Source organism: Pseudomonas sp. G3-19 (assembly GCF_054855875.1).
Genome location: NZ_JBMPIQ010000003.1, coordinates 1,554,462 through 1,577,395 on the forward strand (window position 1 = coordinate 1,554,462; position 22,934 = coordinate 1,577,395).

Genomic DNA, 22,934 nt, shown 5'->3' on the forward strand with positions numbered 1-22,934 from the left:
GGTCTGCTGCGCAGCCCAGCGGGAGCAAGCTCCCTCGCCACAGGAATGTTTTTCAGCTTGCGGGCCGAGCTCATGGCCTTGGCCCAGGCGTAGGGCAGCGAACTCATCTCAAAACCTCCCCAATCTCTCTGCCTGGAGGTGTTCCTGTGGTGAGGGGATTTCTTATGGAGAGCGTATTTCTTGTGGTGAGGGGATTTATCCCCGATGGGCTGCGCAGCAGCCCCGAAACCTGATATCCGAATACATCTGACTGACCGCGTGCATAGGTTTTGGGGCCGCTTCGCTGCCCATCGGGGATAAATCCCCTCACTACAGGGTTACTTCTCAGACTGATGGAGGGATTCAAAAGCGTGTGCTCCCATCAATCGGCACAGCCTTGATCGTCGCTCTCGGCCCCGTCCCCGGCACCACCGCCGGCACCCCCTGCGCCGCCGTCGGCAACTGCGGCGCCTGCATATCCGGCATTGCCCAGCTGCGTTCCGGTTGCAGGCCGCCCTGGGCGCGGCGCATGAAGTCGTAGCGGTTGAGGGTGATGCTGCGCCCCGCTTCGCTGTCGCGGATGATGTACGGGCGCAGGAACACCATCAGGTTGGTCTTGGTGATTGCCCGGCGTTCGTTGCGAAACAGCGCGCCGATTCCCGGCAACGTCCCCAGCCATGGCACCGCTTCGTTGCTCTGGCTGTAGCCGTCCTGCAGCAAGCCGCCGAGGACCATGATCTGGCCGTCGTCGAGCAGGATGCTGGTGTCGATCGCGCGCTTGTTGGTGACGATCCCCGCCGACGTCGCGCTGGCCGACGCGCGTTCGTCGATGCTGCTGACCTCCTGATAGATATCAAGCTTGACCGTGCCGCCCTCGGAAATCTGCGGCCGCACATTCAGCTTCAAACCCACCTCTTCCCGGGTCACGGTCTGGAACGGGTTGTTGCTGGTCCCCCCGCCGCCGGTGACATAGCTGCCGCTGACAAACGGAATGGTCTGGCCGACGAAAATGCTCGCCGCTTCGTTGTCCAGCGTCAGCAGGTTCGGCGTCGACAACACGTTGGTGCCGCCCTTGCTCTTCAGCGCTCGGGCCAAGACTTTCAGGTCGAGAATCTTGCCGATGCCGGGGATATCGACCGTGCCGTTGACGTAGCCGAGGTTCAAACCCTGGGGCAGCACATCGAGACTGGTCTTGCCGTTGAGATTGATCCCCGAACCGCCGAGGTTGGCCCCGCCGATCACGCCTTTACCGCCGAGATTGCCGGTCTGCCACTGCACACCGAATTCGCTGGCATCGTCCTCGCCGACCTCGACGATCAGGCTCTCGATCACCACTTGCGCACGGCGCTGGTCGAGCAGGTCGATCACCTCGCGCAGGTTGCGATACAACGGCTCCGGCGCGGAAATCAGCAAGGTGTTGGTGGTTGCGTCAGCCTGAATCGTCACTCCGCCGGCGCTGAACGCAACGTTCTGCTCACTGGCCTGACTGCCGCCGCTGCTGGTCGAACTGCTGCCCTGGGCATAACTACCGCCGGTGCTGCCAGTGCTCGACGTGGTCGAGGTGTTGCCACTGGTTTGCGTGCCGCTCTGCGCGCTCGAACCGCCATTGTTGTTGCCGTTGCTGCCCATGGCACTGAGCACCGAGCGCGCACTGTCGCTGCTGCCGCTGTCGCTCTCGCCAGTCAGCAGTCCGCGCAACGCCTGCGCCAGTTTCGCCGCCTGCGCGTTACGCAAATAAACCACGTGCAGGTTGCTCGGATTGCTCTGCGCGTTGTCGAGTTTGTAGATCAGGTTGCGCGCCAGTTCGGTGCGCTCGGGGCTGCCGGCGCGGATGATGATGGTGTTGGAACGCGGGTCGCCGATCACCGCGATTTTCTGCGTCGGATCGTTGCCCGGCGCGTCGAGCAGATCCGCGACCATCGGCGCGATGTCGGCGGCGATGCCGTTCTGGATCTGCACCACGTCAGTGTCGATCGCGCTCGGGGTGTCGATGGTCTGGATCAACTGGGCGACGCGGGTCAGGTTCTCGGCGTAATCGGTAACCACGATGGTGTTATTGCCAGGGTAGGCATTGATCGGGTTGTTCGGCGAGACGATCGGCCGCAACACCGGAATCAGGTTTACCGCGTTCTCGTATTGCAGGCGAAAGGTGCGGGTGAGCATGCCATTGCCGGCCGGTTTGTCCGGGCTGTAGATCGGCCCGCCGAGCAGTTTCGCGTCGGCTTCCGGCACCACCTGGGCGACGCCGCCGACATCGACCACGCTGAAGCCCTGCATGCGCAACGCCGCGAGCAACATGTCATAAGCCTGGCGTGCCGGTACCTGACCTTCCGAGACCAGCGTCAGGCTACCCTTGACCCGAGGGTCGACCAGAAACTGCTGGCCGGTGGAACGCGACAACGCGCGCACCACCGCTTGAATATCGGCATCGACAAAATTCAGCGTCACCGGCTGATCGCCCAGCGGATTGCTCGGCAGTGTGCTGCCGCGTGGGGCGCCGCCACTGCGTGCGCGCTCTGTGATGTTGTGCATCTGCCGTGGTTGCGGCGCGGTTTGTGCCTGGGCACGTTGCCGGTCGAGCAGCGCATCACCGCTGCGCTGGGTGTTGGCCAGTGGCCGGCCGAGTTCGCTGTCCACCAGCAACGGCGGCTGATTCGGCGGCGTGGTGGTGTTGCTGCACGCGCTCAATGCCATCAGCAGCATCGGCAACGCCATGCGCGCCGGTTTGGATCCTGACCCCTTCATGAAGCTTCCTTAGCGCCCAGCGCCTGATCCATGCGAACGGTGCCTGACAATGTGCCGGCAGTGACTTCGGTCGAAGCGTTGTCGGCGCGTTGCAGACGGGCCTCGACCACTTGCAGAGAAAGCTGTGCCGGGGTGCTCAACAGCCAGTCGAGCACTGCATCGGCTGGCGCCGCGTCGAACGTCAACTGCCATGCGCCGGCCTCCCCAGCCTGTAATTGGTAGTGCCCGGCCAGGCCGCTGGCCTGCAGGGTCTGCTCAAGAGACTGCTCGATGCTTTGCCCCTGCGGACGCACGCTGACCTCGCGCAACAGCACTTCCAGCGCTTCGGTCTGCGCACGCAACTTCGGTGTTTCGCTTTGCCAGTAAGTGATTTTTTTCAGTGGTGGTTGAATCAATGCGACCCACACCAACAGCGACAGCAGCACCACCGCCATGCCGCCGACCATGCGTTTCTCACGCAGGGCCAGCGCTTGCCAGCGCGCCTGAAGTTGCGCGCTGAAACGCTGCCAGCGGTTGCGGTACACCGCGAGCGATGCCTTATTCATCTTCTGCTCCGCTGTCGTCAGCGCTTTCGTCGGGGGTGGTGACTTCGTCGCTCGGTCGCAGCAGCCAGCCTTCATCGTCAGCCGTCGCACTGATCCCGACCTGAGCCAATGCGGCTTGCCAGTCCTTGTCCTTGTCATTGGCGCTGCGCCGGGCATCGGCCAGCAGACTCAACTGCAACGTGCCATCGACAAACGTCAGGCGCTCGACCGTGCCGGCCATGAACGGCATGCCACTGCCGGCCTGCAACACCAGCCGATTGAACGGCTGCGCCGGGTCCTCCGCCGCGCCCTTCTGCCGCGCCGCCAGTTGCTGACGGGCCTGCTGCAGCGGATTGAGGATCACCGGCAGCTCGGGAAACGCCTGCTTCACCCGCAGCGCCATCTGCGCCTTGAGCTGCTGACCCTGACTCGCCTCGCGAGCGGCATACAGGTTCAAGCCGATGACCCACACCGCCACCGCCAATGCGCAAAGCCCCATCGCCCGGCCCCAACCGCGATGCTCGCTGCGCTGCTGTTGCACCGCGCCGTGCAGGCCCCAACCGGGCAACGGCCCGGTCCAGCGTTGCGCCTCGGCCATCGGCAATTGCGCTTCCGCCGGCGCTGCCGAGCCGATCCAGTGCAGCGGCGTGCCGCAGGTCAGCAGCCAATCGCCAATCTCGTCGTCGAACAGCGGCTGCACCCGCGCCACCTGCACGCTTTCGCGCAGCAACAAATGGCCGTCCTGCCGACAGGCCACCGTGCCCGGCAGCACCGGCAAGCTGTACGCCGCCGGGTACAGACCGCGCAGATTCAGACCGGACTGTTTCAGCATTTGCCCCAAATGCTGCAAACGCTGACGCGGCGCCCAGGCAATCTGCACCTGCCCCGCTTCGTCCCGCGAACTGTGGGCGATGTGCATGTCATTGCTGTCGCCGAGCATCAAGGCCTGCGCCGCACATTGCACCGCCGCTGCGGTCTTGTTCGCCGGCAGCGGCGGCAAGTCGATGCTCGCCAGCAGACTGTCCGCCGGGTGCAGAAAACCGCTCAGCGCTGGCTGCTTCGCTGACTGCCCCAGTTGGCTAAAGGTCAGACGCTGCTCACGAATGACCTGCCCCTGACGGTCCAGCCACGCGCAGTCCATTTCACTGTCGAGACTCAACCCCGCCAGTGGCGGCAAACTCACACGCAACTGACTCATACGCCCACCCGCGACCAGATCACTTGCGGCAGACGATCCTCGCTGCGATGCAACAACGCATCGAGGCTGACCCGCCGCTGATCCCGCCACGCCTCGCCGCGCAGACGAAACCAGTCACTGGTGATGCCGACCTTGACGCTGGTCAGCTCCAGATTGGGCATGCGCAAGCGGTTGACGAAATCGCCACGGTTGATGAACCAGCGCCCGGCGTCACGCTCATTGATCAGCGCCTGCGCGCGCTCCAGCGACAACCCCGGCACATACGCGGCCAACACCGGCGCAGTGGCGGTATTGCCGTTGAGCCAGGTGGTCGCGGGGATCACCGTCAGGTACGGTGCCAGTTTGCCGATGACCGCCTCATTCACGCCCTCGACGCTGCGCAAATCATCGACACTGCGCAGCATCGGCAACTTCGGATTCTGCGGCTTGCGCGACGCATTCGGCGACGTGGTGCGGCCACTGTCAAAGGCGTTTTTGCTCGCGGTGTTTTCGGCAATCTGCGGGTTCAACAGATACGGATAAGAGCCGATCACCCGCTGACTGATGCGCTGACTCAACCCGGCGCTGATGCCGATCAACTCGCACAGCCGCTGAAACGCCTGCACCTGCGCTTCATCGACACGCTCGTTGGCCACCAGATTGCGCAGGTTGAACTTGCCCTGCTCATCCTCCAGCCGCCCGTCGAAACCCTGCGCATGCAAGCGCTGCGCCCACGGCTGATCGAGCCGGGTCAACGGATCACGCTGCCGCGCATCCCAGAGCAATTGCCGGCTGATCTCCAGCCCACCGTGCAACACCCAGCGCCCCTGCACCCGCTGCTGATCCGCCTCCAGCGCACGGGTCGAAACGCTCTGCCGGGTCAACATCCCCGCCGCAATCACCGCGACCACCGCAGCAATCAGCAGCGCACTGATGATCGCCATCCCCTGCTGGTTCGATTGGCTATTCATCACCGGCCTTACAGCTGCCAGGAACCGATATCGGCATTCACACCGTCGCCGTCAGGCTGACCGTCGGCACCGAGGGAAAAGATATCGATCTCGCCATTCGCGCCGGGATTGAGGTACTGATAAGGACGACCCCACGGGTCATTCGGCAAACGCTCCAGATACGAACGCCAGTTACTGTTCTTCGCATCCGCCGGCCGCTCCACTAGCACTTTCAGACCCTGCGTCATGCTCGGATAAGTGCCGTGATCGAGGCGATACAACTTCAGCGCCTGCATCAAACCACCAATATCCTGCTTGGCCGCCGTGGCCCGCGCCTGATCCGGCCGATCCAGCACCTTGGGCACCACCATCGCCGCCAGAATCCCGAGAATCACCACCACCACCATGATCTCGATCAGGGTAAAACCCTGCTGCCCACGGGGCATCCGGCTCGGTCGTCCGGGCTGTTTGAACTGCGCGATATCCATCTCGACATTCCCTTGGCTTGATTCGATTCGACGCGCAGTGTTGCAAGAAGATATGTCAGGGATGTTGAAAATCCTCGGGAGTTTTCGTCGTCAAGCCGTCAAGGACGGGGGTTAGGGTCGAGGGCTGTGTTTGGGTTTTGGGCCTCATATGCCTATGCGCTCCCGAGAAAGCGGATTCACCCTGATTGAAGTGCTGGTGGCGCTGGCGATCATTGCTGTGGCGATGTCAGCGGCTGTGCGCGTGGCGGGGTTGATGACCCAAAGCAGTGGAGTTCTGCGGGATCGCTCGATTGCAATGATCGCAGCGCAAACACGCATGGCGGAGCTGCAACTTGAAGGTCGATTGCCGACCGGTGTGAAAGCTGTTGATTGTGATCAGGGACGGTTGTTGTTGCGGTGTGAGCAGGTAATCGCAGCTGCCGAGAATGGCCGACTGCTCAAGGTCGGCATCCAGGTCTTCAACCGCAACCAGGACGCCCCGCCCCTGGCCCGCCTGGAAACCCTACTGAATCGCCCCCTGTAGGAGCTGCCGAAGGCTGCGATCTTTTGACTTTGATCTTTTAAAACCAAAATCAAAAGATCGTCCGATCGCGGCCCGAGCCTCCGGCAGCTCCTACACAAACATCTCAGGCAACGGAATGTGCGCATGCACCATCACATCGCCGACAAGCCAACTTCCCCCAGACTCCAACGTCGTACGAAAAATCTTCGACCAACATAAAACCCTGTGGGAGTGAGCCTGCTCGCGAAGGCGCCAGAATGAACACCAGGTGATCCCGACACCCGCATCACCCCGGCAACTGCAAATTATCCAAAGCCCGATTCACCGCCAACTCCCCGAGCATAATCAACTGCGCAATCCCCGCCAGCGCGTGACGCTGCGACACCGGCAACAAGCTGGCGATGTTCTGCGCGAGAGTTTTGGCCGAAGCGAGTGTTTCACTGGCATCCACCAGCAGCTCTTCGGTTTTGTTGTCCGCCGTCACCGCATACATCCCACGGTGTTTACGTGGCGGCGGCGTGGAACCGGGCGGACAGAGGTAATGGTCGAGCGCGCGGTCGGCAGCTTCGTGGAGTTTTTTGGAATCGATGGATTCGTAGGGGGAAACCGACGCGGTTTCGGGTGGGTTGGGTGTAGGTTTGATCATGGTGAAGCTCCTTGAGAAATGGAGCCGACAGCCATCGCTGCTAAACGAAGAGGTGGCGGCTTTACGCGGGTTAGCAGACCAGGCTCAAGGATCCCGGCGCACCGAAGTGCCCCACGCAAAGCCACCATAACGTTATGGCGGAACCTGCGTGCCTTGAAAATTGGCGAGCTGCTAAACCCGGTCACTGAACATTCAGCGACCGAACCACAATAGAACCCGCCCCCAAGGCGCACAAGCCGGCGGATTCTGGCGTAGCTGTAGGCAAAGGCGCAAGGATGTGTAGCCTGAGTGAGTATCTGGAAATGTATTTTTAAACGTCGGCGTGAGCGATTAGCTCAACTGCGTGCCTTTAAGATTTTCACCGCTCCCGCCGATAAAAACACAGGCGTTGCTCTAAGTTCCTGACTCTAGCTTGTAAGAGCATCGCATATATCTTCTGACTTAAAAGGATCTCGTCGTGATTGATCAGTTACTTGCAATGGTAAATCTGGGAGAAAAACTACCGGAGGCTGTTGGCTGGAAGTTTATTGGACCCTATGGGTTTTCTCTTCCTGAGGAGATATTGGAAGCAATTAGCGATGAGCAAGCAAAATTCGATAGCACTATCACCGGCTCTGCTTTGGTCGTGTACAACTACTCAGGTGTTTCAAAGGCTGAATTTCGAGTTCTGTACAGCGGTAGCTTTAAATTTAGACCCAAGGTCTCCTATGGACGCCGGAGCGTACCTGTAAAATGGGAGCACGACAGTGAAAACAATGAATTCGTATTTTACGACACTCCCCCCAACGAGAGCATCGAAATAGAGCTTTTTAATGTGGACGAAAACTTTTCCGTGGACCAAGTTCTCGTTGATGGAAAACTAATCACGAAATTCATGAGCAAGAGGGCGATGGCCCAAGCTTATCCCGATCTATCTTCGAAGATATTACTTATCAGTTTACCAGTTGTTTGCACACTAGCAATCGCGTTGAGCGCTTACGCTAGCTATACCGCATACAAACAACGTCAAGATAATAATTTTGTTAACGAAGCCCTTGCTGGTTACTCCGGGTGCGCGCTCTCCGTGTATGAAAACCCACCTGGTAAAAAAAGCAGGGAAGAACTCACCAGAAAAATCAAAAGACTAGAACCTTGGATGAAGCAGGTGCTGCTTGAAAAGAACAAGGTATCTACAGAGGCTGATCTTTACGACCTTGATCGTGTAATAATTTGTACTCCAGCCCCTATATGAACTCAGAGTCATTTGGAAAAACGCACAAGACAAATAGAGACGGATTTATCTTTCGAAAATAAATCTGTCCCCATTTGTCCTTTCATCTGCTCCGCACCCGGAGTGCAGCTATGGCTGCGGCCCGCGTGGTGCAAAGCGATCATGGTGTAGTCCCAATCCTTGACCATGTCCTTCTTGCCATTCATCGCTTTCCAGGACGAGCGCTCGACAAACGTGACCTCCAAATCCCGAACCCGTTTGATTATCGCCTCACGAGTAGCCGCTCGATCATTCACAGCCACCGGTATAGGGCACATGAACTCGCCTGGCTTAATCTCCTGAGCAGTTGCCTGTGTCGCAAAACTGGCGGCCATTACTGTTTCTCCGAAAATTCATGAAGCGTTCGAGCTGGGACATTGAACGTGATGTGAAGTGAGATTTGGGCATTGGGCGTCGGCGTTTTGATGTGTGCGATGCCATCAGCATCGGTGACGCCTTTGGCCTCGACGCCATTGACCGTCGCAACGTATTCACGAAACGCCAACGGCTTACCCGTCTCACTGTCGGTAACACTGAACGACTGCCCGAATCGTTTCTGAATGGCGAGAGGTAAAGGAGGAATGAAAGGTGCCGGGGTATGCGAATCCCCGATGATGACTGTCCCCGAACCACCAATCACAACGTCGCCGTGCGAACCCGTGGTATCGATCAGAGCAGCGTTTTTGCCATTGATGAACACCGTAGCGGAAACACCCGAAACAAGAGCACTTCCACAGGTACAGGTATCTCCTTTACGGGCGGCAGCGAGGCCGTCGAAGAACACGTCGGGAGATCCTGATGAGATGGCTTTTGGGCCATGCCCGGGCATCGGGCAGGAGGTTGGATCAGTGATTTGTGCGGCAGGCTTTGCCATGTGCTTGACTCCCTGTCAGCGGATTGAACGAGTGCGGACTCTATCAGAAACCCTCCTGTGCAAATAAATTCGCTCCCTTTTCAGCACCGCAAAGGTTGATACAAAACCTGCGAATTGAAGGTAATATTGACAGCGGCAAACCGCCCAGCACCCATTCAGATGCACACATTGACAGCTCAGATGGTTGAGGACGGCTCTGCTCAGACTATCAAGAGCAAGCAGGGAAAAGCTTCAATGTTCAAACTGTTAAAAAAACTCCAAAAAAAGGTCAGTAGCACTCCTGCAACTGCCAAGCCAACCAACTTGACTGAAGAGGTCCAAGAAACCCGCCCCCCGGATATAAATATAGAACCGCAGCTTTCACCCAGCTACGCAATCATCAATGAAAAATTTAAGTTCTCAAAACCAAAAATCTACATGATCGACATCCCTCAGCCAGATAGACTGGTTATTGAGGAAAAATGGCTTGATGTGAAACATGGTTCACTTGGGAAGGTATTTGAAGTTGTAAAAAGTCCTCAATGGCAAAAGATCACACCATGCTTCGTCATTAACGACCATGAAGAGTCAGACATTGTCATCATAGATTTAAGCGTAAAAGAACTCTCAACAAAATCTCCACCTACTTCTTTAATCCCCGAGCGTCATGAGGATATGTGGGCCAAATTAGATCATGGACATCTAGATTCGAGGTTATTAGGTTCTATTAAACTCCAAGAGGATTTGGATCGAATTGTTAAATCGGGTGGCATTTGTGTAGTCTTCGCTGACAAGTTGAGCCCAGCCGATGCGTGCCACGCAAGAATTATTCGAGACAACCTGCATTTAAATTCAAAAATAGAACAAAATATCTGGAGCATGTTATCAGCATTCCGTACCTTCCAAATAACTGCCGACGAAGGAGAAAACATCACTGTTGTTGATAAGTCCTCAATAGGAGCTTTGATTGAAAGACATTTAAACGGTGCTCGACACACCTGCACCCTAGGCTTTGGATATTATCAAGAAAAATGGAAAGTTTTAGCTGAAAGCAAATTTCGGCGCCCAGTGGCAGCAATTGGAAGCGATGGCGACGGTACAATCTTGGTACTACCTCAGATAAAGGACAAAGGAGTATTTTTAGCTGAATTATTAGGTAGTGTTCTCCCCGCCATGCTACCTCATCTTTTTCCCGAAGTAGAAAAACGTTCTTGGGTGCATAGTAAAGAATATGAACTATCGCGAATTACCGAGTTGGAATCTGAAAAAACCAGGGTCAAAAAAGAAGCCGAAAAAAATCTAGCGACTCTTGATGCAGAGATCGATCAATACAAGGTAGAGCATGGATGGATCCATAGTCTATTGGACGGTACAGGTGACCAGCTAGTTTTGGCTGTTAAGAAAGCCATGAAAGAAATTGGCTTCCAGAAAGTGATTGACATGGATCTAATTCGAGACGCCGAGAATAAGGCGCGGCGAGAGGATCTGCGCATTGAAGACCGAAGTCCTCTTCTGATTGTTGACATAAAAGGAGTCGGAGGTGCCCCAAGCGATAGCGACAGTACACAAGCCAACAAGCACGCACTGATAAACATGAAAGAGATGAATCGTACAGATGTTCAGGGCCTCTCCATTATAAACCACTACAGGCATCTCCCTCCTCTATCCCGCGACAATCAAGCATTTCGTCAAGAAATAATTGACATTTCAAATGATACAGATCTTGGTCTCATGACCAGCTTTGACTTATACAACCTTCTAAACGGAATGCGAAAACACAACTGGCCGTCCAAATTTGTTATGGATGTTTTTTACAGAAAGGGCCGGATTAAGATGATCCCATCCCATTACGAGGAAATCGGCACCATCGGAAAGGTTTTCTCGGGTCGAATTGGAGTTCACCTCACAAAAAGCTCTGTGAAAATAGGCGATAAAATTGCGTTAATGTCAGGAATGGTATACGACGAAAGCATTATAACGTCTATAAAAGTCGAGGACGAATCAGTTACGACGGCAACTGTTGGGGAAAGAGCTGGGTTTACATGGCCAGCAACGAATCTCACTCCCCGCGAAGGGATGCCGGTATACCGAGTACCACTGGAAAGCATATCCAATTGAAAAATCGGACGCGGAAGGTCTTATGTTCAAGAATCAGACTGTTGGCAGAAAAAAATAGACAGCAGTGATCCTCGTGAAGTCAAACTCCGATAATATCTGTTCTGCGCGATGATAGATAAGCCGGCAAATGCCTTGCCGACTGCTCATAGCCAACACCGCTGTACTTCAATTCAACACAGCGATCATCACGCAGAGCGGAAATACTCGATCAGTTCTCGTGCGCTTAGGCAGGCGAGGACAATAAAGGGGACTGGTGTATTATCGGGAAATAAATCCCCCCCTTCGTTGAGGGTATTCGAACAATTACTTAGAGCGCCCACACTTTCTAATAATTGAGGCCATTCAATTATGACACACGCAAAAAACGGGAACATCTATTATTTATTAAACAAACCCCTAATTTTCTAGAAAGTTAGCTCTTCATTATACGCCTAGACTCATATACGAATCCCTAATAGCGGCAATCTGATTAAATATCACACTAAAAGCTGAAACATCAACAGAATCAAAAGGTGCAACACCATTTGAGATATATTCAGCAAACTTAACCTTGCTCAAGGCGACATTATTTCCGGTTTGATAATCTATGATATCTGAATCCAGAATGAGGGAGCTTTTAGGGATTTTCTTAAAAATTGTTCCCTGTCCCTTAAATCGACTATTTTGGTCGAACTCTTCACCCAAATACAGTCTTCGCCCTCGAGTGTCTTGCCGCAACAAATCCACGTCTTTATATAAAAACTCTATACAGATATTTTCATTCCTAAAATCCGGCGAGGGCATGACAAGGCTAAATACATTCCCCCCATAGTCCTCATATGGAACAGCAGAACCAGACATCTCACGAATAATATTTGGCTCGTCTCGATCAAACAGGCAAATTGTGAGATGGCGCTGTGTATGGTTCTTTACCATATCGCAAAAATTTTTCAACACAGAGCTTCCATCACCCTTCCCAATTCCTGGCAACTTGAATATCAAATTCAACGAAGGATATTCTGATTTCAAGCATTGAAATGCATGCCTCAAATGCAAAATATCTGATTCCCCCTCACAAAAGACATGAACCTCTTCGGCAATTGATTCGGCAATTGATCTCTCATCAAAATTGAAAGTATTGTCAAGCTGACTGAGTTTACGCGCCAACATCAAATAGACCGAGTCAGAATATCCCTTAACGTGCCCAACATGATTTATCTGCCCACGTAACGCCAGTTTGAAACTGATTGATGCGCCATTCCAACGATTACGTTTATCAATCTTCTCACTCCAATAATTCTCAGCGGACTCCAAGCCAAACTTTTTCCAAGAGTGGAGCGCCGACTTAATCTGACGTATATATTCTCTTGGAACGTTAGACTTCTTATTTACAACCACTCCGGTAACGATTTGGCGCTCCGCCCTACTTCTCAAAAAGGTTTTGTTATCGTTAATCAAAAAACCCGAAGCTTTTATGATGTCTTTTAACTCATCCCCCAGAATCACTGTACCAGCTTCATCTTTGCGAGCTAGTGAAGAAGGGAATACAGCACCATTATTTGAAAAAAATATATCATCAGCATAACGCGTATAATAACATTTATTTTTAGCCGCATACGTCTTTAAACTATAATCTAGACCGCGACATATAATATTACTAATCACCGGACTCACGGGGGCACCCTGAGTAAGACGACCATCTTTAGTGCAAATAAAACTGATGGTACGTGCTACACCGGGTGCTAGCAGGAAAGGAGGCGCGCTTAAGAGCCCTGCCAGTCTAGGCGCAGTTATCGAATGGAAAAAATCTTTAAGATCCAACCGAAGCAACCAACGCTGGCATACATGCACACTTGCATGCTCGACAATTCCACGTTTCCCCACATACGCAAAAACACAAGCCCGGGGCTTGTAGTAACCCCCTAAGTATTCAGCGATGATCCTTTGAAGATCTTTTAGACGCTTATTCGGCGCCTCAATCAATCGAAAACCACCGCCACGCTTCGCTATATTAAAAGAGTTATATTTTTTATTATCTGGCAAATAATACGCATAGTACGCCAGCACAGAAGTTTTAACTCCCAAAATCTGCGCCATGTGTTTATTACTTAAAACCTTGTATTCTGCCGCCTGTTCTTTTAAGTAAAAATTCAGCGACACCATACGCGTAAATTCCCTTCTACTTTTTTTCATACGATACAAAAATGGAGCCACACCCAAGGCTCCAACATCGCCAACGCGATAATTTGGCGACAAACAGACTCGAAGAGTCAAAGTACTAAGCGCTACAAGCTGAGGCGTTTACGCCTCAGAAATGCGAGCCTTGGGCGGGCGGCATTTTTTAACACAAGCAGCTTAAAGCATCAAGCCAGCATCAACGATGCTTAGAGATATAGAAATCCAACTCTCCTTTACTTCATCCTTACCTATCTCTTTCACAAGAGAATTTGCGAGGATTGGCTTTTTCACCCTCCCAACGAAATACAGTATCTACCTCTATCGAAACGCCGATTACTGCCCCCCCAACAGCTCACGGCCTAACCAACCTAGGCATCTCCACCCCCTCCCCCAACCTCTCCACCCCCAACCGCACCCTCTCCCCCCCCTGCTCAATCACCACCCCATCCCCCTCCACCGCCACCAACTTCACCCCAGGCCCCACCCTCTCCCCCTGTAAAAAACTCCTCGGCGGCCCATCGTTCAAACTCAAAATCGCCACCGCTCCCCGACTCCCCGCCATCACCCCGCTCACCTTGATGTCCACCGGCGCCGTCTGATTGGAAAACCACTGCAATGCCGGGCTATCAGTGCGCGCCGCGAGCATTTGCGGGGGAGCCGGAGGGGTATGCGATTCGGCGGAGGTCAGGAGTAGCGACGACCATGTTGCGACGCCGACCAGGGCGGCGAGCAGTGCGAGGGCCTGGACGGTTTGCGGGGGGGATATGCGGGTGGTGAGCATCACGGGCTGAATCTCCTTTTAGTCCCTGCTGACAGGCTACGCGGCAATTCTCACGGTTTTATTTCACACGGCTTACATGTTGGCCGTGCAGGATGTTTTTTTGGGACGGGGCAGGACGCAACGGAGCGCGCAACCGATGAATGTGGGTAAGCAACAGGGCTTTACGCTGATCGAGTTGATGGTGGTGTTGGTGATCATCGGGATTGCCAGTGCGGCGATCAGTCTGAGTATCAAGCCGGATCCGCTGCAGTTGCTGCGCAAGGACGCTGAGCGTGTGGCGCAGTTGCTGCAGGTAGCTCAGGCGGAGGCGCGTGCGGATGGTCGGCCGATTGTGTGGGTGAGTGATGGCAAGGGGTTTCGCTTCAGTCGGCGCAGTGACAGTGGTCGGGGTTTTGAGCATTTCAAGGATGATCCGCAGTTGCGGCCGCGCACCTGGCAAAGTCCGAAGCTGGAGGTGCGGGTGGAGCCGAAGCAGAAGGTGGTGCTCAACGCCGAGTGGATCAATCCGCCGCTGCAATTGACCTTGTCGGATGGGCTCAATCGGCTGAGTGTGCTGCGTGATGCCAGTGGCAGGATCAGTGTGCAATGAACGATCAACGGGGCTTTACCCTGATCGAGGTGATGGTCGCTATTTTGCTGATGGCGGTGGTCAGTTTGATTGCGTGGCGCGGGCTGGACAGTGTGACGCGGGCGGACAGTCATTTGCAGGCGAGCAGTGAGCAGAGTGACAGTTTGTTGCGGGCGTTGAATCAGTTGCAGCGTGATGTGGAGATGCGCGCGGGGATTGAATTGACCGAGCCAAGGAAGGTTGGCGTGGATGATGAGCCGCCGAGTGCCCCGCCTGCGCTGACGGTGCGGAGCAGTGACAGCAAGGGGTTTCGGCTGGATATCATTCGCAGTGCGGCGGATCAGCCTGGGGCTTTGCAGCGGGTGCGTTGGTGGGTCAAGGGGGATACGTTGTATCGGGCGGTGGCTGAGGCGCGCAGTCGGTATCCGTTGCCGGCGCCGGGGGCTGGGGTGGCGGTGTTGCAGGGGGTGAGTGATGTGCAGGTGCGGGTTTGGGAGGTGGATAAGGGTTGGCGGCAGTTGAGTGGGAATCGGCGGGAGGATCCGTTGGGGTTGGAGGTTCGGTTGACGCGGGAGACGGCGCAGGGGGTGGAGCGGTATCGGCAGGTGATTGGGCCGCTGCAATAATCTGAATCACTGCAAAAACTGTGGGAGCGGGCTTGCTCGCGAATGCGGTGGGTCAGTTGATGATGATTTGGCTGAGTGGACGCCTTCGCGAGCAAGCCCGCTCCCACAGTTGGATTGGGTTTGGTCAGTTGGGGAATGGTTGGCTTGTGAGCTGTCATCGCTGGTAGGTCAGCTCTCACAAGCCGGTAGATATTGGTCGGCTGTCGGGCCGTCATCGCGAGCGGGCTCACTCCTACAATTGGATCGTATGCGGTCTGGCAGAGATTGGTTGGCTGGAAGGCCGCCTTCGCGAGCAAGCTCGCTCCCACAGGGGGTGGTGGGGTTGGTGGGATTGGGGTTAGCTGAGGACGACGACGCCGCCGGGGAGTTCGGTGCATTTGACGCCGTAGGCGTCGCGGATCAGCAAGGCGACGCCGGCGAGTTGGTCGAGGCTGAAGCGGGCCTGGACGCGGCGTTGGCCGAGGTCGCGGTTGAGCAGCAGCAACATGCCGGGGCGGTAGCGGTTGATCTCGTCGATCATCTGGCTGAGGGTTGCGCCGTTGAATACCAGCACTTGTTGGCGCCAGTTCATCACTGCGGCGGTGTCGACGCTTTGCACTGCGCCCACTTGCTGCGCGTCGTAGGTCAATTGCTCACCCGGCTGCAAACGCAGGCTGCGACCATCGACATTGACGTCCACCGAGCCATCGAGGCAGGTCACGCAGACTTGCTGATCGGTGTTACGCAGGTTGAACCGCGCCTGACTCGCCCGCAACCACCCGCCCCCGGCCTGCATCGCCAGTGGCAACCGCGCGGTCTGTACTTCGACTTCGCCGCTGACCAGTTCGAAACCCTGCACACCATCATCGCCAGAGCGCTGGTTGATACGGGTCTGGGTGTTGAGCTCCAGGCTTACGCCGTCGGCCGGTTCGAAACGCTTCTGCTGGCCAACTTCGGTAATGTAATCGGCGCCGAGCCCTTCAAAGCCACCGGGGATCGTCCCGCGCACCAGCATGAACGCCGCCGATGCCGCGATGGCGCCACCGAGAAAGGCCCGGCGACCGAAGCGCCGAGGCGACTGCAGCATTTCAGCGGCAGGCTGCAAGTTGTGCCACAACACCTTGGCCTCTTCGAATGCGCGGGCATGTTCGGCGCTTTGCGCGCACCAGTCGCGCAACGCCCGGGCGTCGGCCACGGTGGCGCGGCCGGAGGTCAGCAGGACCAACCAGTCGTGGGCTTCGCTGTGCAGATTGTCGGCCGCCGATGGCTCGGCAGGTGTCAGTCGAAAGATGTTCAAACGCGCAGATTCTCAACGAATTGATCGGGCACTATTCAGAAGACGGTTTTCCGGCCCCGCGACCGAACCGCTGAAACACTTTTCTTTCCAGTTTCGCTGCGCAGAAGCCCAATGCAGCTTTGATTTCCTTCTCGACCATGCGTGTGGAAATGCCGAAGCGCTGCGAGATTTCCAGGTGCGGCGCCTCCTCCAGCCGCGCCGCGATGAAGATTCGGCGACGTCGTGCGGGCAGCTCGTAGAGGGCACTGAGCAGCGACTGGATTTCCTTTTGCCCACCGACCACTCGCGCCGGGTCCAGCGCCTCGTCGCCGATTTGCAGCAGCTCTTCGACTTCCTCGCCGGTGAGCAGGCGCGCATCGGCCTGACGGCGGTCGGCGGCGATGTTCAGGGCCATGCGATAGAGGTAGGCATTGGGCCGCAGCAGGTTCGGCGGCGTTTCCATGCGGTCGACCCGCAGGTAGGTTTCGTGCAGCACGTCGTTGGCCAGGTCTTCCGAGCCCAGACGGCGTCGCAAGCGCACCCGAAAGTCCTCGTAGGACGTCAGGAACAGCTGGACCATCGAACCTTGTCCGGTGTCTTTCATCCCCCGGAAACTCCTTCCCATTTGGTGCATTCCATGCGTTTCCCTGACGACTCCGGTAACAACAGCAACGTGACCGGCTGACGCAACGCGCTGGGCGTCGGCCGGTCGATCCTGAGATTGCGAAAGCTCTCCACCAGCGCGGTATCGCGCCGTTCATCACCGGTCGAAGTGACCAACCGGTTGTGCTGCACCACGCCGTCGCGCCCGACCCAGACCTGCAACACCGCGCGATAACTGCCCGGACGAGTCAGTGGCGAACGGCACAGGTTGCGCTCGATCGCTGCTTGCACGGCGGTGGCGTAGCTGCGACTGACAGCGGCACTGGCCGGGGTGGTTTTATCCAGCGCCGACGGCACGTCCTCGACCTGCGCCACTTGCAAGGTGAACGCATCGTCGCGGGCATAACGCGCCATCAGCCCGCTGCCGCCGAGCAAGCGGCGCAAGGCGTCGGCAGCGGTGTATTCGCCATCGACCGCCAACGAGCGCCGGCCACGACTCAACTGACTGTCGACCAGCACCGCCACCCCGGTGGCATGGCTGTACTGATCCAGCGCCCGGGCCAGGTCCTGCGCCGGGATGTGCAGCGTCATGCGCATATCGGCCGGCACCGGTTCGGCTGTCGCCGCACCGCTGAACCAGCCAAGCAGCAGCCCCAGACTCACCCGGCGCACAAGAGTCGCTGAACGCTGAAGACCGTCCCTGGAACTGCCTCGCTGCACGGCTGACGTACCCCTGAAAACCGTCATCCTGATGGCTGTTTATGAATCTGGTGTGACGGGCGGTGCAAAAAAACCATCACGGGATTCGCGCGAGGCTTGCACTAGACTCCATACAGAGAACGGCCGCTTCGGGCCGGCCAGGAGGCTTGCATGAAATCACTGTGGAAATTCGCCCTCGGCGGGCTGCTGCTGAGCGCCTTCGCCAGCGCCCACGCCGAACAGCCGCTGGGTTGTGTGGAGGTGACGGTGGGCGGCTACAAGGCGCCGAATTATGATTGTTTGAGTCAGCAGATGGGCAACAATCCCGAGGGCGCTGCCGCAGCGCAGAAGAATCAGGAAGCAATGAACGTTCCCGTGAACAAACGGCCACCAAATCAGGTTGGCCTCGCAACCCCGGCCGCAACTGGAACACGCATGGGCAACACCTTCGGCACCTCAGTCAAACCACAACGCCCACCCGCCAATAACGGAACCTCCCCATTAACCAATAAATGAGTCAAAACACCTGAGGCTAAGAAACTCACACACCTAAAGGAAGGGGAAACACATCTGTGGCGAGGGGATTTATCCCCGATCGGCTGCGCAGCAGTCGTCAATGTTGGGCCTGCTACGCAGGCCATCGGGGATGAATCCCCTCACCACAAGGAACACCTCAATCACAGGGTATGCACGTCAGTCGCTTGGGGTTTGGCGGAAGCTTACGGCCAGGCGATTCCAGCTGTTGATGGTAGTGACGGCCATGGTCAAATCCACCAGTTCAGCCTCACTGAATTGCGCTTTGGCCATCTGGTAAACATCATCCGGCACATGACTCTCGGCCAACAACGTCACGGCCTCAGCCCAAGCCAACGCCGCCCGCTCGCGCGGATTGAAAAAGCCGCTGTCGCGCCACACCGCGATCGCATACAACCGCCGATCACTCTCCCCGGCCCGCCGCGCGTCCACCGAGTGCATGTCGGTGCAGAACGCGCAGCCGTTGAGCTGCGAGGCGCGGATCCTGATCAGTTGCAACAGCGGCGCCTCGATGCTCAGGTCGCTGGTCAGCGCCTCCATGGCGATCATCGCTTTCATCGCCTTGGGCGATGCGTTGTAGTAGTCCAGACGCGGGGACATGGCAGGTCTCGGGAAGCGGAATGATGAGTTCACGGTAAGCGCAGAGCTGCCAGCGTTACAGCCCCAATTCCACGGAAAACCGCTACACCACTGCCCCCCGGCCAAACACACAACCTTGTAGGAGTGAGCCTGCTCGCGATAGCGGTCATTCAGTCACCGCCATGTTGGAGGTGCCGACCTCATCGCGAGCAGGCTCACTCCTACAAGTGGGGACGGTGACCAATTTCGGGTTTTTGTGCTGCGCAACTACTGCCAATCCCCCAACAGAGTTAATCTGGCCGACACCCCAATCGCCCCCCGGAGCCGCGTCGGTATGGAACTTCACGTCGTGATCAATGGCCGCAAGGACCTCGCCGGCCAGCTATACAACCAGCTGCGCGGCGCCATCGAGTCCGGGCGGTTGGCTGCCGGCACGCAGTTGCCGCCCAGCCGTCTGCTGGCCGAGCAACTGGGGATCTCGCGCAAGACCATTTCCGACACCTACGCGCAGCTGACGTACGAAAACTTCCTCACCGGGGTGATCGGCAAAGGCACGTACGTCAACGCCCGTCCGGCGCAGATCCAGCGCAAGCAAAGCCACACCGAACTGGCCAGCGCCGAGGTGATCGAGCGCTGGCGCAATCTGCCGGTGTTCTTGCGCCACCCGTCGCTGGAAGGCTCGCTGCGCTACGACTTCATCGGCGGCGCCACCAGCAAGGGCCAGTTCCCGCATGACGACTGGCGCCGTTGCGTGTCGCACGCGATGCGCCAGATGGCCGGCTCCAAAGGTTTCTACAGCGTGCCCGAAGGTCTGCCGGCGCTGCGCAATGCGATTGCCCGGCACATCGCGTTTTCGCGCGGGATCAACTGTCAGGACGAAGACATCGTGGTGTGCAACGGCGCGCAACAGGCGCTGGACCTGATCACCCGCGTGCTGATCAGCCCCGGCAGTCGGGTGGCGATGGAAGATCCGGGCTATCCGCCGGCACGCCTGCTGTTTGGCACCCACGGCGCCGAGGTGGTCGGAATTCCGGTGGATGCCGAAGGGATTGTGGTCGAACAGATTCCCGAGGGCACGCGGATGATTTATGTCACGCCGTCGCACCAGTTCCCGCTGGGCATGCCGATGAGCCAGGCGCGCCGCGAAGCCTTGCTGGCCAGGGCTTATGAGCTAGGCGCGATCATCATCGAGGACGACTATGACAGCGAATTCCGCTACGAAGGGCGGCCTACGGACTCTCTGTTCAGCCTCGATCAGCGCGGCATCGTTGCCTACGTCGGCACCTTCTCCAAGACCTTGCTGCCGGAGCTGCGTCTGGGTTACGCGATCCTGCCGCCGGCGATTCTCGAAGCGGTGATCCGCGCCAAACAGCTCACCGACCTGCACGCCTCGACCCTGCCGCAATGGGCGTTGGCCAAGTTTATCGCCGAAGGTTGCCTGCTCAAGCACATCCGCCGTTGCCACGGGATTTACGCCCAGCGCCGCGAGCGAATTCTGGCGCGCATGGCCACGGATCTGGCGCCGTGGCTGGAAGCGATACCGCCGAGTGCCGGGTTCCACATGGCGGTGCTGTGCAAGGTGCCGATCGACCTGGCGCTGGTGATCGAACTGGCGAAAAAAGTCGAGGTCGGGCTGTATTCCATCGACACTTTTCATTATCAACAGCCGGTGAAGAGCGGCCTGTACTTCGGCTTCGGCGCCATTGAAACCCTCGATATCGACACCGCTCTGGATCGCCTGCGCGACATTCTGCAACAAGTGGCGTGAATGATTGGTCTGGGCGATTAACCGCCGATTGGTTATTGGTGATCACGGGGTGCAGGCCTATTCTGCACAGGCGTTATCCCTCAATGAGCAGGATTCGTCCGGCCTGATTCAGGAGTGTGAGCAATGTCCAACGAAGTGATCAACACCGTCCAGGTGCGCGCCGCCGCCGGCCGTTCTGAAGAACTCGGCCGGCAGTTGCAGAAGATCGTCGACACCCTGCGCCAGACACCGGGCTGCGACGCCTATATGGTCGACCGCTGCCCCGAGGACAGCCAACGCTGGACGGTGAGTGCGCGCTGGCAGTCGGAAGCGGCGATGCAGGCGCACTTCAACCGGCCCGAGGCGCAGGGGTTTATCGACCTGATTGATAGCCGTCTGGCCAATAGTGTGGATTTCAACAGCTTCCCCATCGTCTGACCGGACGCCTTCGCGAGCAAGCCCGCTCCCACATTTGGAATGCGTTCAACTGTGGGAGCGGGCTTGCTCGCGAAGGCGTATTCCGCCGCACCACCGCACTGCTGATTGGTCACCCGATCTTCCCGAATATTGGCCGTTTGAATACCCCACCCCGCAGACTACTGTGGTCACCACCCCTCCCCAACTGGTGATCGAACATGAAAGCCCTGCACCTCTTCACCGCCATTCTCGCCCTGTCTGTATCTGCTGCCGCCCTGGCTCACGACCCATCCGAGAAAGTCACCGTCCTGCAAGACCAGATGCTGAAAAACGCCCCCGGCAAGAAAGCCATGATGATCGAAGTCGACTACAAACCCGGCCAGTCCTCGATCGCCCACAAACACGACGGCACCGCCATGGCCTACGTGCTCGAAGGCGAAGTGATTTCCCAGGTCAAGGGCGAACAGGCGATCACCTACAAGAAAGGCCAGTTCTGGTACGAACCGGCCGGCTCCGAACACCTGGTGTCGAAAAACGCCAGCAACAGCAAACCGGCGAAGTTGCTGGTGTTCATGGTGTTGGCCCCGGACGAGCAAGTACTGATCCCCTTGAAAAACTGATGGTTGTTGGCACAGCCATAAATAAAAAGGCGCAAAACACTGTTTTGCGCCTTTTTATTTCCCGAGGCAATTAACCGATTCGCCTTAAAGCCAATAAAACTAATGCATCGCCACAACTCGAAAAATTGTCAGCTTATTTACAGGTTGGCGGGTTTAGTCTGAATCAACTGTCGTGCGCCCGTCACCCACAGCCGCGACAACGCTGACTTTCCGACTGAAGTTGCTTCACGGGAGACTCATCATGAAACTTGCTTTTGCCAGTACCCTGGCGATATCGGTTTTAGCCTTGTCCGCCTGTTCAGTACCCACCGCGCCGAAAGCGGTGTCGTCCCTCGATACCCTGTTCACCCAACCGGTCGGCCGCAGCAGCGCCGCCCAGGTGCAAAGCGGTCCCGGCGTTTCACTGGGCGTGGTCTACAGCCCCAGCACCCAGACCAACCGCGAATACCTGCGTGACTATCAGGCCAACGCCGGCACCGGTTTCGGCCAGAGCCTGCTGGTGCAGCCGATCCACGACGCCTACGTCAACACCTCGAAACCGGACATGGCGGTGGACTGGGTGAAGGCCTCGCTGCAACGTCAGTTCGGTTCGGTCACGGTGTACCCGGACATGCAGAGCCTGCGCGCGGCGCACCCCGATGTGGTGGCGATCATCGACACCCACAGCCAGTTGATCACTTCGCGCAGCTCCGACATCAAGGCTGATGTCAGTGCGGATTTTTATGATGCGAAGTTGAATTACATCGGCACGGCGAAAGGTTCGGAGGCCAAAGAACTGACACCGGTTTGGGCGGACTTCAAACGTTCGGAAGAGATTGTCGCGGATATTAATCAACAGCAGGATGTGCAAGTTCGGGCGCTGCAGAAGTTTGATCAGTCGCTGAATAATTTATTGACCAGACCGACAGATAAAGTGTCGATGCTCGATAGTAAACAAGCACATAAGTTGTATTGATATAAAGGGCGCCATCGCGAGCAGGCTCACTCCTACAGTTGGAATGCGTTTCCCTTGTAGGAGTGAGCCTGCTCGCGAAGGGGCCAGACCAGGCAAAACAAAACCCACAGACACAAAAAAGCCCCGGCATCTCACGACACCGGGGCTTCTTCATTCAACCAC

General features: G+C 56.9%; 24 protein-coding genes. 10 read left to right on the forward strand and 14 right to left on the reverse strand.

Annotation, left to right across the window (positions count from 1 at the left end; genetic code table 11):
* Nucleotides 1-342: 342 nt before the first annotated feature.
* From gspD to gspG, 5 genes are read right to left on the reverse strand one after another with little or no spacing between them, the layout of a single operon-like run.
* Nucleotides 343-2,724, reverse strand: a complete 2,382-nt coding sequence (gene gspD, locus ACOYXI_RS07010) for a type II secretion system secretin GspD (protein ID WP_461674604.1) — start codon at nucleotides 2,722-2,724, stop codon at nucleotides 343-345.
* Entirely contained in the window at nucleotides 2,721-3,269 is a 549-nt protein-coding gene (gspM, locus tag ACOYXI_RS07015) for a type II secretion system protein GspM (RefSeq protein ID WP_461674605.1), read from the reverse strand. The genes gspD and gspM overlap by 4 nt, the downstream gene beginning before the upstream one ends.
* A complete protein-coding gene (gene gspL / locus ACOYXI_RS07020) occupies nucleotides 3,262-4,446 on the reverse strand; it encodes a type II secretion system protein GspL (RefSeq protein ID WP_461674606.1) in 1,185 nt (394 codons plus the stop codon). Before gspL ends, gspM begins: the two co-directional genes overlap by 8 nt.
* The gene (gene gspK, locus ACOYXI_RS07025) at nucleotides 4,443-5,396 is read right to left on the reverse strand and encodes a type II secretion system minor pseudopilin GspK (protein WP_461674607.1); all 954 of its coding nucleotides are present in this window, start codon (nucleotides 5,394-5,396) and stop codon (nucleotides 4,443-4,445) included. The genes gspL and gspK overlap by 4 nt, the downstream gene beginning before the upstream one ends.
* 8 nt (nucleotides 5,397-5,404) lie before the next feature.
* Entirely contained in the window at nucleotides 5,405-5,863 is a 459-nt protein-coding gene (gene gspG, locus ACOYXI_RS07030) for a type II secretion system major pseudopilin GspG (protein WP_041062388.1), read from the reverse strand.
* 148 nt (nucleotides 5,864-6,011) lie between these two features.
* On the opposite strand from gspG, the gene gspI reads away from it, so the two are divergent.
* The gene (gene gspI, locus ACOYXI_RS07035; RefSeq protein ID WP_461674608.1) at nucleotides 6,012-6,386 is read left to right on the forward strand and encodes a type II secretion system minor pseudopilin GspI; all 375 of its coding nucleotides are present in this window, start codon (nucleotides 6,012-6,014) and stop codon (nucleotides 6,384-6,386) included.
* Nucleotides 6,387-6,651: 265 nt separating this feature from the next.
* Here gspI and ACOYXI_RS07040 read toward each other — a convergent pair whose 3' ends face one another.
* On the reverse strand, nucleotides 6,652-7,011 hold the full coding sequence (locus tag ACOYXI_RS07040; protein WP_007968533.1) for a DUF6124 family protein: 360 nt from the start codon (nucleotides 7,009-7,011) through the stop codon (nucleotides 6,652-6,654).
* A 457-nt stretch (nucleotides 7,012-7,468) separates the two neighbouring features.
* Between ACOYXI_RS07040 and ACOYXI_RS07045 the strand changes: the two genes are divergently transcribed.
* Nucleotides 7,469-8,242 (forward strand): hypothetical protein, encoded by a 774-nt coding sequence (locus ACOYXI_RS07045; protein WP_027613115.1) that lies wholly within the window; start codon nucleotides 7,469-7,471, stop codon nucleotides 8,240-8,242.
* 8 nt (nucleotides 8,243-8,250) lie between these two features.
* Here the strand turns inward: ACOYXI_RS07045 and ACOYXI_RS07050 are convergent, their stop codons facing one another.
* Both ACOYXI_RS07050 and ACOYXI_RS07055 read right to left on the reverse strand, forming a co-directional pair.
* A complete protein-coding gene (locus tag ACOYXI_RS07050; protein WP_027613114.1) occupies nucleotides 8,251-8,595 on the reverse strand; it encodes a hypothetical protein in 345 nt (114 codons plus the stop codon).
* A complete protein-coding gene (locus tag ACOYXI_RS07055; protein WP_461674609.1) occupies nucleotides 8,595-9,134 on the reverse strand; it encodes a PAAR domain-containing protein in 540 nt (179 codons plus the stop codon). Before ACOYXI_RS07055 ends, ACOYXI_RS07050 begins: the two co-directional genes overlap by 1 nt.
* A gap of 234 nt (nucleotides 9,135-9,368) precedes the next feature.
* Between ACOYXI_RS07055 and ACOYXI_RS07060 the strand changes: the two genes are divergently transcribed.
* Nucleotides 9,369-11,231 carry a hypothetical protein gene (locus tag ACOYXI_RS07060; protein WP_461674610.1) on the forward strand — a complete coding sequence of 621 codons (1,863 nt, stop codon included), beginning with the start codon at nucleotides 9,369-9,371 and terminating at the stop codon, nucleotides 11,229-11,231.
* A gap of 423 nt (nucleotides 11,232-11,654) precedes the next feature.
* Here the strand turns inward: ACOYXI_RS07060 and ACOYXI_RS07065 are convergent, their stop codons facing one another.
* Complete coding sequence (locus tag ACOYXI_RS07065) at nucleotides 11,655-13,424, reverse strand: reverse transcriptase domain-containing protein (RefSeq protein ID WP_461674611.1); 1,770 nt, start codon at nucleotides 13,422-13,424, stop codon at nucleotides 11,655-11,657.
* A 316-nt stretch (nucleotides 13,425-13,740) separates the two neighbouring features.
* Complete coding sequence (locus ACOYXI_RS07070; RefSeq protein ID WP_461674612.1) at nucleotides 13,741-14,172, reverse strand: type II secretion system protein N; 432 nt, start codon at nucleotides 14,170-14,172, stop codon at nucleotides 13,741-13,743.
* Between the two features lie 133 nt (nucleotides 14,173-14,305).
* Here ACOYXI_RS07070 and gspH point away from each other — a divergent pair, with 133 nt between their 5' ends.
* Nucleotides 14,306-14,758, forward strand: a complete 453-nt coding sequence (gene gspH, locus ACOYXI_RS07075; RefSeq protein ID WP_027613110.1) for a type II secretion system minor pseudopilin GspH — start codon at nucleotides 14,306-14,308, stop codon at nucleotides 14,756-14,758.
* A complete protein-coding gene (locus ACOYXI_RS07080; protein ID WP_461674613.1) occupies nucleotides 14,755-15,363 on the forward strand; it encodes a prepilin-type N-terminal cleavage/methylation domain-containing protein in 609 nt (202 codons plus the stop codon). The genes gspH and ACOYXI_RS07080 overlap by 4 nt, the downstream gene beginning before the upstream one ends.
* 337 nt (nucleotides 15,364-15,700) lie before the next feature.
* On the opposite strand, the gene ACOYXI_RS07085 is transcribed toward ACOYXI_RS07080, so the two are convergent.
* The 3 genes from ACOYXI_RS07085 to ACOYXI_RS07095 are packed head-to-tail and all read right to left on the reverse strand — an operon-like array spanning nucleotide 15,701 to nucleotide 17,884.
* Nucleotides 15,701-16,639 carry a FecR family protein gene (locus ACOYXI_RS07085; RefSeq protein WP_461674614.1) on the reverse strand — a complete coding sequence of 313 codons (939 nt, stop codon included), beginning with the start codon at nucleotides 16,637-16,639 and terminating at the stop codon, nucleotides 15,701-15,703.
* A 31-nt stretch (nucleotides 16,640-16,670) separates the two neighbouring features.
* Nucleotides 16,671-17,222, reverse strand: a complete 552-nt coding sequence (locus tag ACOYXI_RS07090) for an RNA polymerase sigma factor (protein ID WP_027613107.1) — start codon at nucleotides 17,220-17,222, stop codon at nucleotides 16,671-16,673.
* Nucleotides 17,219-17,884 (reverse strand): secretin and TonB N-terminal domain-containing protein, encoded by a 666-nt coding sequence (locus ACOYXI_RS07095; RefSeq protein WP_400506225.1) that lies wholly within the window; start codon nucleotides 17,882-17,884, stop codon nucleotides 17,219-17,221. The genes ACOYXI_RS07090 and ACOYXI_RS07095 overlap by 4 nt, the downstream gene beginning before the upstream one ends.
* A gap of 207 nt (nucleotides 17,885-18,091) precedes the next feature.
* Between ACOYXI_RS07095 and ACOYXI_RS07100 the strand changes: the two genes are divergently transcribed.
* Nucleotides 18,092-18,436, forward strand: coding sequence for a hypothetical protein (locus tag ACOYXI_RS07100; protein ID WP_027613105.1), 345 nt, complete (start codon nucleotides 18,092-18,094; stop codon nucleotides 18,434-18,436).
* 177 nt (nucleotides 18,437-18,613) lie between these two features.
* On the opposite strand, the gene ACOYXI_RS07105 is transcribed toward ACOYXI_RS07100, so the two are convergent.
* On the reverse strand, nucleotides 18,614-19,054 hold the full coding sequence (locus tag ACOYXI_RS07105; protein ID WP_098964254.1) for a carboxymuconolactone decarboxylase family protein: 441 nt from the start codon (nucleotides 19,052-19,054) through the stop codon (nucleotides 18,614-18,616).
* Between the two features lie 313 nt (nucleotides 19,055-19,367).
* On the opposite strand from ACOYXI_RS07105, the gene pdxR reads away from it, so the two are divergent.
* From pdxR to ACOYXI_RS07125, 4 genes are all read left to right on the forward strand, one after another.
* Nucleotides 19,368-20,801, forward strand: coding sequence for a MocR-like pyridoxine biosynthesis transcription factor PdxR (gene pdxR / locus ACOYXI_RS07110; protein WP_098964255.1), 1,434 nt, complete (start codon nucleotides 19,368-19,370; stop codon nucleotides 20,799-20,801).
* 123 nt (nucleotides 20,802-20,924) lie between these two features.
* Nucleotides 20,925-21,218, forward strand: coding sequence for a putative quinol monooxygenase (locus ACOYXI_RS07115; protein ID WP_003225668.1), 294 nt, complete (start codon nucleotides 20,925-20,927; stop codon nucleotides 21,216-21,218).
* Nucleotides 21,219-21,415: 197 nt separating this feature from the next.
* Nucleotides 21,416-21,817, forward strand: a complete 402-nt coding sequence (locus ACOYXI_RS07120) for a cupin domain-containing protein (RefSeq protein WP_134786585.1) — start codon at nucleotides 21,416-21,418, stop codon at nucleotides 21,815-21,817.
* 241 nt (nucleotides 21,818-22,058) lie between these two features.
* A complete protein-coding gene (locus tag ACOYXI_RS07125) occupies nucleotides 22,059-22,772 on the forward strand; it encodes an ATPase (protein WP_461674615.1) in 714 nt (237 codons plus the stop codon).
* Nucleotides 22,773-22,934 lie beyond the last annotated feature (162 nt).

Bases quoted from the DNA above. Each gene is read 5' to 3' on its own strand.
- gspK (WP_461674607.1), bottom strand. From the start codon at position 5,396: ATGAATAGCCAATCGAACCAGCAGGGGATGGCGATCATCAGTGCGCTG.
- ACOYXI_RS07115 (WP_003225668.1), top strand. From the start codon at position 20,925: ATGTCCAACGAAGTGATCAACACCGTCCAGGTGCGCGCCGCCGCCGGC.
- pdxR (WP_098964255.1), top strand. From the start codon at position 19,368: ATGGAACTTCACGTCGTGATCAATGGCCGCAAGGACCTCGCCGGCCAG.
- ACOYXI_RS07060 (WP_461674610.1), top strand. From the start codon at position 9,369: ATGTTCAAACTGTTAAAAAAACTCCAAAAAAAGGTCAGTAGCACTCCT.
- gspI (WP_461674608.1), top strand. From the start codon at position 6,012: ATGCCTATGCGCTCCCGAGAAAGCGGATTCACCCTGATTGAAGTGCTG.
- gspG (WP_041062388.1), bottom strand. From the start codon at position 5,863: ATGGATATCGCGCAGTTCAAACAGCCCGGACGACCGAGCCGGATGCCC.
- ACOYXI_RS07040 (WP_007968533.1), bottom strand. From the start codon at position 7,011: ATGATCAAACCTACACCCAACCCACCCGAAACCGCGTCGGTTTCCCCC.
- ACOYXI_RS07105 (WP_098964254.1), bottom strand. From the start codon at position 19,054: ATGTCCCCGCGTCTGGACTACTACAACGCATCGCCCAAGGCGATGAAA.
- gspH (WP_027613110.1), top strand. From the start codon at position 14,306: ATGAATGTGGGTAAGCAACAGGGCTTTACGCTGATCGAGTTGATGGTG.
- ACOYXI_RS07090 (WP_027613107.1), bottom strand. From the start codon at position 17,222: ATGAAAGACACCGGACAAGGTTCGATGGTCCAGCTGTTCCTGACGTCC.
- ACOYXI_RS07120 (WP_134786585.1), top strand. From the start codon at position 21,416: ATGAAAGCCCTGCACCTCTTCACCGCCATTCTCGCCCTGTCTGTATCT.
- ACOYXI_RS07125 (WP_461674615.1), top strand. From the start codon at position 22,059: ATGAAACTTGCTTTTGCCAGTACCCTGGCGATATCGGTTTTAGCCTTG.
- gspD (WP_461674604.1), bottom strand. From the start codon at position 2,724: ATGAAGGGGTCAGGATCCAAACCGGCGCGCATGGCGTTGCCGATGCTG.
- ACOYXI_RS07050 (WP_027613114.1), bottom strand. From the start codon at position 8,595: ATGGCCGCCAGTTTTGCGACACAGGCAACTGCTCAGGAGATTAAGCCA.
- ACOYXI_RS07055 (WP_461674609.1), bottom strand. From the start codon at position 9,134: ATGGCAAAGCCTGCCGCACAAATCACTGATCCAACCTCCTGCCCGATG.
- ACOYXI_RS07100 (WP_027613105.1), top strand. From the start codon at position 18,092: ATGAAATCACTGTGGAAATTCGCCCTCGGCGGGCTGCTGCTGAGCGCC.
- gspM (WP_461674605.1), bottom strand. From the start codon at position 3,269: ATGAATAAGGCATCGCTCGCGGTGTACCGCAACCGCTGGCAGCGTTTC.
- gspL (WP_461674606.1), bottom strand. From the start codon at position 4,446: ATGAGTCAGTTGCGTGTGAGTTTGCCGCCACTGGCGGGGTTGAGTCTC.
- ACOYXI_RS07080 (WP_461674613.1), top strand. From the start codon at position 14,755: ATGAACGATCAACGGGGCTTTACCCTGATCGAGGTGATGGTCGCTATT.